This is a genomic window from Roseburia sp. 499 (assembly GCF_001940225.2).
Lineage (GTDB): Bacteria > Bacillota > Clostridia > Lachnospirales > Lachnospiraceae > Petralouisia.
On sequence record NZ_CP135164.1, the window covers coordinates 1049950 to 1063131 of the forward strand.

At 38.9% G+C, this 13182-nt stretch carries 13 protein-coding genes; 11 read left to right on the top strand and 2 right to left on the bottom strand.

The genetic code is table 11. The features are described 5' to 3' along the window. Positions 1-46: 46 nt before the first annotated feature. The 8 genes from BIV20_RS05240 to BIV20_RS05275 all read left to right on the top strand — a co-directional run bounded on the left by BIV20_RS05240 (position 47) and on the right by BIV20_RS05275 (position 9916). A complete protein-coding gene (locus BIV20_RS05240) occupies positions 47-919 on the top strand; it encodes a DegV family protein (protein WP_075718754.1) in 873 nt (290 codons plus the stop codon). Between the two features lie 93 nt (positions 920-1012). Then, positions 1013-1903: a LysR family transcriptional regulator gene (locus tag BIV20_RS05245; RefSeq protein ID WP_075718756.1), complete on the top strand. Its 891-nt coding sequence runs from the start codon at positions 1013-1015 to the stop codon at positions 1901-1903. Between the two features lie 98 nt (positions 1904-2001). Further along, positions 2002-3276 carry an adenylosuccinate synthase gene (locus tag BIV20_RS05250; protein ID WP_075718758.1) on the top strand — a complete coding sequence of 425 codons (1275 nt, stop codon included), beginning with the start codon at positions 2002-2004 and terminating at the stop codon, positions 3274-3276. Positions 3277-3288: 12 nt separating this feature from the next. After that, a complete protein-coding gene (locus BIV20_RS05255) occupies positions 3289-3897 on the top strand; it encodes an HAD family hydrolase (protein WP_075718760.1) in 609 nt (202 codons plus the stop codon). Positions 3898-4051: 154 nt separating this feature from the next. Beyond that, positions 4052-4993 carry an ABC transporter ATP-binding protein gene (locus BIV20_RS05260; RefSeq protein ID WP_075718762.1) on the top strand — a complete coding sequence of 314 codons (942 nt, stop codon included), beginning with the start codon at positions 4052-4054 and terminating at the stop codon, positions 4991-4993. Further along, positions 4993-7128: a Gldg family protein gene (locus BIV20_RS05265; RefSeq protein WP_075718764.1), complete on the top strand. Its 2136-nt coding sequence runs from the start codon at positions 4993-4995 to the stop codon at positions 7126-7128. Before BIV20_RS05260 ends, BIV20_RS05265 begins: the two co-directional genes overlap by 1 nt. After that, positions 7128-7706 (top strand): DUF4340 domain-containing protein, encoded by a 579-nt coding sequence (locus BIV20_RS05270; protein ID WP_075718766.1) that lies wholly within the window; start codon positions 7128-7130, stop codon positions 7704-7706. The genes BIV20_RS05265 and BIV20_RS05270 overlap by 1 nt, the downstream gene beginning before the upstream one ends. Before the next feature lie 185 nt (positions 7707-7891). After that, the gene (locus tag BIV20_RS05275; protein ID WP_075718768.1) at positions 7892-9916 is read left to right on the top strand and encodes a HelD family protein; all 2025 of its coding nucleotides are present in this window, start codon (positions 7892-7894) and stop codon (positions 9914-9916) included. Here the strand turns inward: BIV20_RS05275 and BIV20_RS05280 are convergent. After that, a complete protein-coding gene (locus tag BIV20_RS05280; protein WP_143524502.1) occupies positions 9852-10322 on the bottom strand; it encodes a hypothetical protein in 471 nt (156 codons plus the stop codon). The genes BIV20_RS05275 and BIV20_RS05280 overlap by 65 nt on opposite strands. 237 nt (positions 10323-10559) lie before the next feature. After that, positions 10560-10766, bottom strand: a complete 207-nt coding sequence (locus BIV20_RS05285; RefSeq protein ID WP_075718770.1) for a hypothetical protein — start codon at positions 10764-10766, stop codon at positions 10560-10562. A gap of 566 nt (positions 10767-11332) precedes the next feature. Between BIV20_RS05285 and BIV20_RS05290 the strand changes: the two genes are divergently transcribed. Genes BIV20_RS05290 through deoD form a run of 3 tightly spaced genes read left to right on the top strand, consistent with a single transcriptional unit; the run spans position 11333 to position 13125 of the window. After that, the gene (locus tag BIV20_RS05290; protein WP_075719208.1) at positions 11333-12046 is read left to right on the top strand and encodes an AzlC family ABC transporter permease; all 714 of its coding nucleotides are present in this window, start codon (positions 11333-11335) and stop codon (positions 12044-12046) included. Then, positions 12043-12348, top strand: coding sequence for an AzlD domain-containing protein (locus tag BIV20_RS05295; RefSeq protein ID WP_075718772.1), 306 nt, complete (start codon positions 12043-12045; stop codon positions 12346-12348). The genes BIV20_RS05290 and BIV20_RS05295 overlap by 4 nt, the downstream gene beginning before the upstream one ends. 57 nt (positions 12349-12405) lie before the next feature. Further along, positions 12406-13125 (top strand): purine-nucleoside phosphorylase, encoded by a 720-nt coding sequence (gene deoD / locus BIV20_RS05300; RefSeq protein ID WP_075718774.1) that lies wholly within the window; start codon positions 12406-12408, stop codon positions 13123-13125. Positions 13126-13182: the final 57 nt, after the last annotated feature.

The following is a 13182-nucleotide window of genomic DNA, read 5'->3' on the forward strand; positions in this document are numbered from 1 at the left end:
GTATGGTACAATATAGAGCAGAATGAACTTAAAGGAGGACAACACAGTGAGTAAAATCGCAGTGGCAACCGACAGTAACAGTGGGATTACCCAGAATCAGGCAAAAGAATATGGAGTACATGTAATCCCAATGCCCTTTTTTATAGATGGCGAGACTTTTTATGAAGATATCAATCTGACCCAGGAACAATTTTATGAGAAGTTAGAAGGAAATGCAGAAATATCTACTTCTATGCCGGCAGTAGGAGATGTGACAGATTTCTGGGACAAGTTATTACAGGAGTATGACGAAATCGTATATATACCTATGTCCAGTGGGTTGAGCAGTTCTTGTGAGACAGCAATGATGTTAGCACAAGAATATGAAGGAAAGGTTCAGGTAGTAAATAACCAGAGAATTTCTGTAACTCAGAAGCAAACAGTATTGGATGCTTTAGAGATGGTAGAACGTGGAATGAACGCAGCACAGATTAAAGAGTATCTGGAAGAGACAAAGTTTGATTCCAGTATTTATATTATGTTAGATACCCTGTATTATCTGAAAAAAGGAGGACGTATTACTCCAGCAGCGGCTGCGTTAGGAACATTGTTGAAATTAAAACCGGTGCTTCAGATTCAGGGAGAGAGATTGGATGCTTTTGCGAAGGCAAGAACAATGAAGCAGGCGAAAACGATTATGTTGGATGCAATGGCAAAGGATTTTGCAGAGCGTTTTGGCGATGCAGAAGGCGAGAATATGTGGATTGAAGTAGCATATACAAAGGATAGGGAAGTGGCAGAAGAGTTTCGAGCTCAGATTCAGGAGTTATATCCAAATCATAAAATTGTGTTGGATCCCTTGTCGTTGAGTATATCTTGTCACATTGGTCCTGGGGCATTGGCAATTGCATGTAGTAAAAAATTACCATCTCAGGAATAGAGAGAGGACATAGATAGAAGTTGAGAAGAAGGAACTGTCGAATACGGTTCCTTCTTTCTGTATGAATTATCGGATAACTTAACAGGAGCAGATATGGATATTAATCTGGAATACTACAAAATATTTTATTATGTTGGAAAAATGAAAAGTATTACATTAGCGGCAGAAGAATTGTCAGTTTCACAACCAGCCGTAAGTCAGGCAATAAAGAATCTGGAAGAGGCACTTGGAAGTCCTTTATTTGTAAGAACTCCAAAGGGAGTACGATTTACCACAGAAGGAGAAATGCTATATTCTTTTGTGCAGCGAGGTTACGAATATATTCAGCAAGGAGAACGAAAGTTTAAAGAGATGCTGGAACTAGAAACGGGTGAGATTCGTATTGGTGCCAGTGATATGACACTGCAGTTCTATCTGTTGGAGATGCTGGAGCAGTTTCACCGATGTTATCCGGGAATAAAAGTAACAGTAACCAATGCACCAACTCCTGAGACTTTAAAGCATCTTCAGGATGGGAAAATTGATTTTGGTGTGGTAAGTACACCGATTATCAGTAAACATGACTGGAAAATAGAAGCAGTTCGCACTATAGAAGATGTATTTGTGGCAGGAAAGAACTTTGGGGAACTAAAAGGAAAGACGTTGACGTATGCCCAGTTGGAAAAACTTCCGATTATGTGTCTGGAGGGGACAACGTCTACCAGAAATTATGTAGATGGTTTTTTAAAGGAAAACGGAGTAGTGTTGCATCCGGAATTTGAACTTGCAACCAGCAATATGCTGATTCAATTTGCTGTAAAAGGATTGGGAATTGCAAGTGTGGTAAAAGATTTTGCCACAGATTATTTAAAATCAGGGGAACTGTTTTTACTCGAATTTGAAGAAAAGATTCCAAAAAGGAAAATCTGCGTGGTTACAGATGAAAGGATACCTATGTCTGCCGCGGCACAACAGTTACTAAATATGATGGGAAAAGATAAGTAGAAGTTATAACAAATATAATAAACATTGATTTTACTTATGCGTATATTTCCTGTATAATCGTGAAGTAAAAAGGTTAAAACACAAGGAGGAATTCAAACATGGTAAAGGCTGTTGTTGGAGCCAACTGGGGCGATGAAGGAAAAGGAAAGATTACAGATACGCTGGCAAAGGAAGCAGATATTATTGTACGTTTCCAGGGAGGCGCGAATGCAGGACATACAATCGTAAATGATTACGGTAAGTTTGCATTACATTCTCTTCCAAGTGGTGTATTCTATAATCATACCACAAGCATTATCGGAAACGGAGTAGCATTGAACATCCCGGTATTATTTAAAGAGATTCAGTCCATTGTGGATAGAAATGTCCCAATGCCGAAGATTCTTGTATCCGACCGCGCACAAATAGTAATGTCTTATCATATTTTGTTTGACCAGTGCGAGGAAGAACGTCTGGGCAAGAAATCTTTTGGTTCCACAAAGTCAGGAATTGCTCCATTTTATTCTGATAAATATGCAAAAATCGGATTTCAAGTCAGTGAGTTGTTTGATGAGGAATTGTTAAAGGAAAAGGTAGAGCGTGTCTGCGAAACTAAAAATGTCATTTTAGAGCATTTGTATCATAAGCCGGCACTGAAGCCAGAGGATTTGTTAGAAGAACTTCACAGTTATAGAGAAATGGTAGAACCGTATGTATGTGATACTTCTGCTTATCTTTACGAAGCAATTAAGGCAGGAAAGAATATTTTGTTAGAGGGGCAGTTAGGTTCCTTAAAGGATCCGGATCATGGTATTTATCCAATGGTAACGTCTTCTTCCACATTAGCAGCTTACGGTGCAATTGGAGCAGGAATTCCACCTTATGAGATAAAGAAAGTAATTACAGTATGTAAGGCATATTCTTCTGCCGTTGGAGCAGGCGCATTTGTCAGTGAGATTTTCGGTGATGAGGCAGACGAATTAAGACGCCGCGGTGGTGATGGCGGAGAATTCGGTGCGACTACCGGACGTCCAAGACGTATGGGATGGTTTGATGTGGTAGCAAGTAAGTATGGTTGCCGTATTCAGGGAACAACAGATGTTGCCTTTACAGTATTGGATGTACTTGGATATTTAGATGAGATTCCGGTTTGTGTAGGATATGAAATTGACGGAGAAGTAACGACAGAATTCCCAACTACTGCGAAGTTGGAGAAGGCAAAACCGGTATTGGAAAAACTGCCAGGATGGAAATGTGATATCCGTGGTATCAAGAAATATGAAGATTTACCGGAGAACTGCCGTAAGTATATTGAGTTTGTAGAAGAAAAGATTGGCTTCCCAATTACCATGGTTTCTAATGGTCCGGGAAGAGATGACATTATCTATCGATAAGAGGAGAATAGTATGATTCGTAATATTATCTTTGATGTAGGAAATGTGTTAGTGGAATACAGCTGGGAGCGGATGCTTAAGGCATTACATATTACGGGAGAAGCATATGACGCTGTTGCGAAAGCAACAGCGTTATCTCCTATGTGGAATGAATTGGACCGAAGCCGTATGAGTGATGAAGCGATTTTAGAAGGTTTTATCCAGAATGCCCCGGAGTATGAGAAGGAAATTCGTCTAGTCTGGGATAATATTCCCGAGAGTATTCATTGCTACGATTATTCAGTAGAGTGGGTGAGAAAATTCAAGAAAAAAGGTTATAAGACCTATATTTTATCCAATTATTCCAGACGTGGATATGAGATGACCAAACAGGAACTTCCATTTGTGTCAGATATGGATGGTGTTGTATTTTCTTTTGAAGTATGCCAGACGAAACCGGAGCCGGAGATTTATCAGACACTGTTTGAGAAATATAATTTGAAACCGGAAGAGTGTGTTTTTATGGATGACAATGAGAAGAATGTTATAGCAGCAAGAGAGGCTGGTATGCAGGCAATCTGGTTTAAAAATAAAGAGCAGGCAGAAACAGAACTAGAAAAACTTGGAGTAGATATATCATAACAAGAATGAAAGGGAATCAGTAAAAATACTGGTTCCCTTTTTTCATCACAAAAAAAACACAGTTTTTTCCGGAAATCAACACATTTTCTTCCTAGAATAGAATAAGGATGTTTTAGGACAAAAAACATCGAAGAAAACACAGGGAGGAATCAACGTGATTGAAATTACACATCTGACCAAGAAATATGGCAATCATGTGGCAGTAGATGACTTAAGTCTTACTGTGGAAAAAGGAAAAATATATGGTTTCCTTGGACCAAACGGGGCTGGAAAGTCTACTACTATGAACATGATTACAGGGTATCTTGGAGCCACATCCGGAGAAATAAAAATCAACGGATTCGATATTTTGAAACAGCCTCAGGAGGCGAAAAAGTCTATCGGCTATCTGCCGGAAATGCCACCACTGTATGTCGAAATGACAGTAAAGGAATATATGAGATTTGTCGCAGAATTAAAGCAGATTCCAAAGTCAGAACGCCAAGAAGCAGTAGAAAAGGCGATGGAAATGACAGGCATTACGGAAATGAAGGAAAGACTGATACGAAATCTGTCTAAAGGATATAAGCAGAGAGTGGGAATGGCTCAGGCAATCCTAGGATTTCCGGAGATTATTATTTTAGATGAACCGACGGTTGGATTAGATCCAAAGCAGATGATAGAGGTTCGAGAACTGATAAAAAAGTTGGGAGAAGACCATACAGTTATTTTGAGTTCTCATATTCTTTCTGAAATCAGTGCGGTATGTGATCATATTTTTATTATTTCCAAGGGAAAATTGGTGGCAAGTGATACCACAGAAAATCTGACTGCAAAAATGCAGGGCGGGCTGGAACTGACATTGGAAATTAAAGGCGCAGAAGAAGATGTGCGAAGAGTGGCAGAAAATATTTCCGGTGTACATAGTATGCAAATAGAGATGGAAAATGAAGAGATTTGTAAGTTGATATTAGAAACGGAGAAAGATACGGATATTCGGGAACAAGTATTTTATGCTTTTGCAGATGCTGAACTTCCTATCTTCGGCATGAGTACCAGTGGAAAATCCTTGGAGGATATTTTCCTTACACTGACTGGGGAAGGAGGACAACAGTAATGTGGGCAATTTATAAAAGAGAAATAAAATCACTTTTTCAGTCTGTAATCGGCTGGCTGTTTTTAGCAGCAATTATGGCATTGTTTGGACTATATTTTTATGTATACAATTTGATGTATGCATCTCCGTATATCAGTAATACATTATCGGCAACCACAGTAATTTTGTTGATTGCAGTACCGGTACTTACTATGCGTGTGCTGGCAGAAGAACGCAAGGCAAAGACGGACCAGCTGCTATTAACATCCCCTGTTTCTGTAGGAGATTTGGTAGTAGGAAAGTATTTGGCAGTAGGTACGATTTTTACAGTTTCCATAGTGATGATAGGAATTACACCATTGTTTTTACGAATTTTTGGAGAAATACCTTTTAGTGAGTGTTATGCAGCAGTATTAGGATTCTGGTTGTTTGGTATGACATGTATTGCTATAGGTACTTTTATTTCTTCTATTACGGAAAGTCAGGTAATTGCAGCAGTACTGACCTTTGCGGCGTTGTTCTTAGGTTATATGATGAGTGGAATTACTCAGGTAATTTCTTCTACCGGAAATATTATAACTAAGATATTGAACGGTTTTGATTTGACTAGTGGATTGGATAATTTTTTCCAGGGATGCCTCGATGTAAAAGCTATTATTTATTATGTGTCATTGTCAGCGTTATGCTTGTTCTTTGCATGTCAAGCTATTCAAAAGAGACGGTGGAGCATGAGTACAAAAAAAATAAAGCTTGGAGTATTCAGTAGTGGTATGATTGCAGTAGCGCTTGTGGCAGCCGTGGCAGTAAACATGGTAGCATCTCAGTTACCGGAAAAGATAGCAAGCATTGATGTAACCTCTCAGAAATTATACTCTATTACCGATAACACGGAAAAGATTTTAAAGGACTTGAAAGAGGATATTACTATTTATGTTCTTGCAAAAAAGGATAGTCAGGATACCAATTTGGAAAAAACACTGAAACGGTATGAGGATGCTTCTAGTCATATTACAGTGGAGTATAAAGACCCATCCGTATCCCCAACCTTTTACAGAGAGTATTCAGACACAGCCTTAACCAGTAACAGTCTTATTGTGGTAGGAGAGAATCGTTCGAAAGTAATTGATTATAATGATATTTATGAATATAGTGTAGATTACAGCACCTATCAGCAGACAGTATCCGGTTACGACGCAGAAGGTCAGCTGACCAGTGCAATTTCTTATGTTACCAGCGAAAATACGACAGTGATGTATCAAATTAGTGGACACGGAGAAGCGACTTTGTCTGGAAGCTTTACGGATGCATTAGAAAAGCAGAATGTAGATGTTGCTTCTTTGAATTTGGTAGAAAATGAAACAATTCCGGAAGATGCAGCATGTCTTTTCATGATAGCACCGAAGCAGGATTACTCGGAAGATGATGTAAATAAGATAAAGAGTTATCTCGAAAATGGTGGAAAAGCAGTAATTGTAGGAAATTATGAGGCTGAGGATTTAACAAACTTCAAAACAATTTTGGCAGCATATGATGTAAGTATTGTGGATGGTATGGTAATGGAAGGAGAGTCAGGATATTATTATCCTCAGGCGCCATATTGCCTTTTGCCGGAAATTGAGTATGATACTGTAACCTCAGAGGCAAGCAATGGATACATTTTTGCACCTTACTGTCAGGGATTTACTTATCCGGAACAGACGGAGGAAGAAGCAGAAAGCAGTGATATTACTTATACGCCACTTCTTACCACTTCAGAAAGTGCTTATTCCAAGGTAGACTTGGCAAATGCAGAAACCTTTAATAAAGAAGAAAATGATATCGCAGGTCCTTTTACAGTGGGATTGCATGTGTCAAAAGCATCAACGGAAGAAGAGGGAGAAAGTACAGAACTTTATTTGTTTGGTGCAGCAGATATTTTCACGGATGAAGCAAGCAGCTATGTATACGGAAACAATCTGAATCTTTTTACAGGAATTACGACTCAGTTTAGTGGTGGAGAAGCAGAAAGTATAATTCCGGTAAAATCTTATGAGGTTTCCAGTTTAGTAGTGAGTCAGGCAGTGGTTACCGGTGGAATGCTGATTATGCTGGTTTTGATTCCGGTAGGATTGTTAGTAGCAGGTATTATCATCTGGGCAAGAAGGAGAAAACGATAATGGATGGACAAAAAAAACAGTTTATTGGCATTTGCGTCCTAGTGATTGTGTGTGTTGCAGCCTATTTTGGATTAAAGACTTATAATGAAAAGGCAGCGGAACAGGAACAGAAGGAAGAAGAAAGTAAAAAAATAGAAGCAGTAAGTATTGATAAGGATGCCGTAAAATCTTTTTCTTATCAGATAGATGGAAATACCATTACTTTTGAAAAAGAAGAATATACCTGGTATTATCAGCCGGATCATAGTATTAACATTGACCAGGATGCAATCAGTGAAATGTTGGATGCAGTAACAGCAGTGACAGCAGAAGAAAAACTAGAGAATGTAGAAGATACCAGTGAGTACGGATTTGATAGCCCTACCAATGTATTGACTTTTACCATGGAGGATGGAACCAGAACTATCACTATTGGTATGCAAAATGAAATCACCAGTGAATATTACATTATGGATAATAATTCTAGTGCTATTTATGTGGTAGAGACGAATCTGAATACAACTTTCTCGAAATCCGTTGAGGATGTGACTGCGGAAGAAGAGGAGACAGAAGATACAACAGATACAACTGGAGAATAAAAAGATATAAAAAGCAGGAACACATGTTCTGACATGCGTTCCTGCTTTTTGCTATGACTCTATACAACACTATATCATAATCAAAAATATAAGTCTAGTATTAATTTTATTTTTTTGTTATCCTTACTAAGCAACAAAAAAAGAGAGAAAAAACAAAGCAAATGCGAAGAAGGAGGCAAAAGCATATGAGAGAAGAACAGGAATATTTTGATAGGTGTAGAGAGGTCATACGGCAGAATATCGTCCTTTATGAAGAAAAGGCGGAAAAGGGAAAAAAGGAAACAGAAGAATTGTATGCAGCAGTCTCCTCCGGGGATATGGAGCTTTACGACCAGCTGATTGTAAGTAGGGACATGCAGGAACATAATGAAAATATGCTGCGGAAAAACAAGGCAGCATTTCAGAAGCCTTATTTTGGAAGAGTGGATTATAAGGAAACAGAGACCGGACAGGAGGAAAGTCTGTATATCGGGAAGAACGGAGTTTCCAAGGATAAAACGAATGTTATTGTTATCGACTGGAGGGCCCCGGTTTCCACACTGTATTATGAAAATGAATTAGGAGCCGGAAGTTATGACGTCCCGGATATTGGAACTATTCCGGTAGATTTGCAACTTAAACGAACCTTTGATGTGAACGAAGGAAAGCTTTTGGGTTATTATGACAACGATACGGCAGCTACGGACGAATTATTGGTGAAGTATCTATCCCAGAATAAGGATGTGATTCTGGGAGATATTATTTCCACCATACAAAAGGAGCAAAACGAAATCATTCGTGAAACACCTTTTGCCAATGTGATTGTGCAGGGAGTGGCAGGAAGTGGAAAGACAACGGTTGCCATGCATCGGATTTCTTATATTTTGTACAACTACGAGAAACGTTTTACACCCAGTGAGTTTTGTATTATTGGAAGTAACGATATGCTACTTAACTATATCACTAGTGGATTGCCGGAGTTGGATGTACATCATGTAAAGCAGAAGAGGATGGATGCATTTTTCTGTGAAATGCTGGGAAGAGAGTGGAAGAAAAAATATAAAATCATAGAACCGCAGGAAGCATTTAAGAGTAAATTGGCTTTTGTGAAGGAATTAGAAGAATATCTGGCAGAAATGCGAGAAAAACTGTTGCCTTGTACACCGGTGAAGGACGAAAGGCTTGGTGTGATTCTTTCAGACGAAAGTATTGCTACCACGTTGCAGGAAAATAGAAATGCTTCGGTGTATCAGATATGTAAACTTTTGAATGAGCGTATTAAGAACCGCATTCGTTTTCTGGTGCCGGAGGATAATTCTGATTATTGCAAGGAAAAGATAAAAGAGTATCGTGGATATTACAAATTAGAAGCACCTCAGAAAAATTTGTTAAATATTTATCAGAATTTTATAGAGCAATATGGCAAGAAACATCAGATGGATGTCACAGAATGGTCGGAAAGAACGAGGAAAGGGAACTTTGATGTTTATGATGTGGCAGCTCTTGCATTGATTCAAAAGCGGATTTCAGAAAAAGAAGTGCAGGATCAGTATGGACAGATTATTGTGGATGAAGCACAGGACTTTGGTTCTATGGTGTATTATGTGCTCAGCAGAATCTTGTCCGGATGCTATTTTACCATTATGGGAGATGTGTCCCAGAACATTAACTATGAAACTGGTATGAATGATTGGGAGGATTTGCAACAGGAGATTTTTGAATCACAAAGAACGCGGTTTCACATTCTGGCAAAGAGTTATCGTAATACCATAGAGATTTCAGAATATGCAGGAAAAATACTAGAAAAAGCATCCTTTGGAAAGTATAAGATTCATCCGGTTATTCGTCATGGCAGACAGGTAGAATTTTATAAGACCAGAGAGATTGCGAAAAAGACGGCAGAGCTTATCAAGGAGATACAAGAGCGAGGTTATGACACCACAGCAGTAATTTGTCGGGATGAGGCAGAGGCAGAACGAGCAAGAGAACAGTTAAAGGGATTAATGGGAGTAAAAGAAGGTGAAGACGAATTTCAGAAAGGAGTTATGGTACTTCCAATTCAGCTCACGAAGGGATTAGAATTTGATGCAGTTATTTTATGGAATCCGGATGAAAATGCTTATCAGAAGAAAGAAGGAGATGCTAAGCTTCTGTATGTAGCGGTAACTAGAGCATTGCATGAGTTGCATGTGGTGCATGACACAGCATTGTCGCACTTGTTTGAGAGATAAAATCAATCCTAAAACGATATTTGTCATTGGGAAGTTCAATCGCGCCATCTAGTAAAGGTTTCATTTCTTCACAACCTCCTACTTTTTCTAAATCTGCACAAATATGTGCGTAGAGGAGTTCGGTTAGTTCCAGTAGCTGAAAGGGAATCAGGACAATCATTTTTCTTCGGTTCAGTTCCGTGACATCGTGTTCCAGATACATGTAGTTTTGTACCTTGTAGTCAAATGTGCCCTGATTGCAAAAGGAAATATGTAGAATACTTTCTTTCGGGATTCCGGGCTGATTGTCCAGATAAATGATCATTAGTTCGGGAAAATATAGGGTGTTGTCGTCGCTCCATTGTGACATGGCATAGAAGAATTCGTACTCAAAAACCCGTAATACAATCCTTTCATCTTTTGTCATCTGAGCTTCCAGATGAAAGGTATGGACGTCATTAATAATAACGATAATATCTGCAAATCGGTCTTTCAGACCGGGAGTGCTGACATGGTGTAGACACACCATAATTGAATTGGGAATCAAACGTACACAGGAAGTGTACAGATAGAGAATATAGTAATTGTATGGGCATTGTCAAGGAAAATATTTTTTATTTAAAATGGGCGGGAAATTCAGTCCATTTCCCACCCACTCGATTGGCTAGTTCTTTTCTTTTTTTTCTTTTCTTGATTTTTCCATTAATGTGTAGAGCCATAAAATTCCTGGAAGGACAAGAGTAGTGGCAAGAGCGGCCATAAACATAGGGAAGAAATCTTTTCCTAAGATTGCTAATACCAGTGTGCCAAGATAGAGTGCCACTAGCAAGATAACACCAATCATAGCAAGAACCTGTTTTGCTTTTTTCATATGAATACCTCTTTTATCATTTTCTAATAACATAGTATCGGGTTAGAGGAGATTTGGCAAGTAAAAATTAATTACTCTTCCGCCTTTATTTCAGATAACTATAAAAATACTTATGGAAAGTTCAAGACATGTATTTTCCTAAGTTCGTTATCTGAGGTTTTTCCTTCTTCTGCAAAGAACCTGATACAAAAAATCCAATTTTAATATGAATTCACACTTTTAGTTCTTCTAGACAGCAGCAACAAGAATGTTTGATAAGGGTATGCCAAAAGAACTCGGACAGATACACATTCAAGACAATGTTCCTCTGTCCTCAAACATCTTTCTGGCATACCCATTCATTCTTTTATGCTGCTGTGAGAAGAACACAAAGTGTTCCACATATGAAAATCGGATTTTTTGTATTCAGGTTCTAGTGCATGAATGGAAAAACCGAGTTTCGAATTAGGGAAATCACTTAACTTCCCATGAGTATTTCTACTAGTATAAAAATAAAAGCGGAATAGTTGTTTTAAAAGAAAAAGTATAGTAGAATGGACAGGAAAACAAAGGCTAAGGGTGATAAAATGAATGAATTTAAACAGGGCATCAGGGATGGCTGTGCTATTGGCATTGGCTATTTTTCTGTGTCCTTTACTTTTGGAATTGCAGCAGTAGCAAGTGGTCTGGACTGGTGGCAGGCATTGGCAGTATCTTTTATGAATCTGACCTCTGCAGGGCAGTTTGCGGGAATTACAGTAATGGCAGCTGCCGGTTCTTATATTGAGATGGCGATATCACAGTTTATTATCAACTTAAGATATGCGCTGATGAGTATTTCACTCTCACAGAAGGTAGATAAGAATTTTACCGCAGGAAAGAAAATGGTTCTGGGGTTTGCAGTAACAGATGAAATATTTGCGGTATCCATGAGCCGGGAAGGAGAGGTTAGTAGCCAGTATTTTGCAGGACTTACGGTACTACCTCTTCTAGGTTGGAATCTGGGAACACTGGCAGGAGCAGTGCTGGGAGATGTTTTGCCAGATAATATTGTTTCGGCTTTGGGACTTGCCATTTATGGAATGTTTATAGCCATTGTGGTTCCTGTTGCCAAAAAGGACAAGCATGTGTTGATGATTGTACTTCTTGCAATAGCATTAAGCTTCGGCTTGTATTATCTGCCGGGATTAAATCGCATTTCCAGTGGATTTGCCATTATTATTTGTGCGGTTATAGCATCTGCGGTAGGAGCATGGTTATTTCCTGTACAGGATGAAGCAGAGGAGGAAATGGAATCATGAAAAATTTCTGGATTTATCTGCTGGTGATGTTTGCTGTGACCTATATGGTTCGAGTACTTCCTTTCTTGATTTTTCGTAAAAAAATCGAGAATAGATTTGTGCGTTCTTTTTTGGCATATATTCCTTATACGGTTTTGGGAGCTATGACCTTTCCTACTGTTTTTTATGCAACTGGGTCAGTTATTACAGCAAGTGCAGGAGTCATTGTTGCACTAATCCTTGCCTATCGTGGAAAGGGGCTTTTTGAGGTGGCGGTGTTTGCAAGTTTGACGGCATTTTTAATGTCTCTTTTGCCCTTTTAAAAATAAGGAAAAAGTGTTAAACTAAGAAAAGAATAAAAAGAGAGAAGGAGATAAATTATGGCAAATACACCAACACCACATATTGAAGCAAAGGAAGGGGATTTTGCAAAAACTGTTTTGATGCCAGGAGACCCGTTGCGTGCAAAGTTTATTGCAGAGACTTATCTGGAAAATGTCAGATGTGTGAATCAGGTACGAGGCATGTTAGGGTTCACAGGAACTTATAAAGGAAAAGAGATTTCCGTTATGGGGTCCGGAATGGGAATGCCTTCTATCGGTATCTATTCCTATGAGTTATTTAACTTCTACGGCGTGGACAACATTATCCGAGTAGGTTCTGCAGGAGCACTTCAGGATGATATCAATCTTATGGATGTAGTGATTGGTATGGGAGCGTCCATGGTATCAGACTTTGGAGATCAGTTTGGTTGTCCGGGACATCTGGCACCACTGGCAGATTACAATCTACTGAGCAAGGCAGTAGAAAGTGCCAAAGACCTTGGAACAGAAGTAAGGGTAGGAAATATCTTATCGGAAGATGCTTTTTACAACGACCGACCAAATCCAAAGGACTGTTTTAAAAAGATGGGCGTTCTGGCAGTGGAGATGGAAAGCGGAGCATTATACCTAAATGCGGCAAGAGCAGGAAAGCATGCTCTTTGCATTCTGACCATTTCTGACCACATTTATCGTCCGGAGGAGTTGACTTCGGAGGAAAGACAGTTAGGCTTCGGAAAAATGATTGAGATTGCATTAGAAACAGCAATTCGTGCATAAGCAAATATCTATTTTTCTCATATTGATTTTAGAATGCGGGAAACTCCCATTTGATAT

Excerpts from the sequence above, each read along its gene's own strand:
- BIV20_RS05245 (WP_075718756.1), top strand. The coding sequence starts at position 1,013 with ATGGATATTAATCTGGAATACTACAAAATATTTTATTATGTTGGAAAA.
- BIV20_RS05250 (WP_075718758.1), top strand. The coding sequence starts at position 2,002 with ATGGTAAAGGCTGTTGTTGGAGCCAACTGGGGCGATGAAGGAAAAGGA.
- BIV20_RS05255 (WP_075718760.1), top strand. The coding sequence starts at position 3,289 with ATGATTCGTAATATTATCTTTGATGTAGGAAATGTGTTAGTGGAATAC.
- BIV20_RS05265 (WP_075718764.1), top strand. The coding sequence starts at position 4,993 with ATGTGGGCAATTTATAAAAGAGAAATAAAATCACTTTTTCAGTCTGTA.
- BIV20_RS05270 (WP_075718766.1), top strand. The coding sequence starts at position 7,128 with ATGGATGGACAAAAAAAACAGTTTATTGGCATTTGCGTCCTAGTGATT.
- BIV20_RS05275 (WP_075718768.1), top strand. The coding sequence starts at position 7,892 with ATGAGAGAAGAACAGGAATATTTTGATAGGTGTAGAGAGGTCATACGG.
- BIV20_RS05280 (WP_143524502.1), bottom strand. The coding sequence starts at position 10,322 with ATGACAAAAGATGAAAGGATTGTATTACGGGTTTTTGAGTACGAATTC.
- BIV20_RS05285 (WP_075718770.1), bottom strand. The coding sequence starts at position 10,766 with ATGAAAAAAGCAAAACAGGTTCTTGCTATGATTGGTGTTATCTTGCTA.
- BIV20_RS05290 (WP_075719208.1), top strand. The coding sequence starts at position 11,333 with ATGAATGAATTTAAACAGGGCATCAGGGATGGCTGTGCTATTGGCATT.
- BIV20_RS05295 (WP_075718772.1), top strand. The coding sequence starts at position 12,043 with ATGAAAAATTTCTGGATTTATCTGCTGGTGATGTTTGCTGTGACCTAT.
- deoD (WP_075718774.1), top strand. The coding sequence starts at position 12,406 with ATGGCAAATACACCAACACCACATATTGAAGCAAAGGAAGGGGATTTT.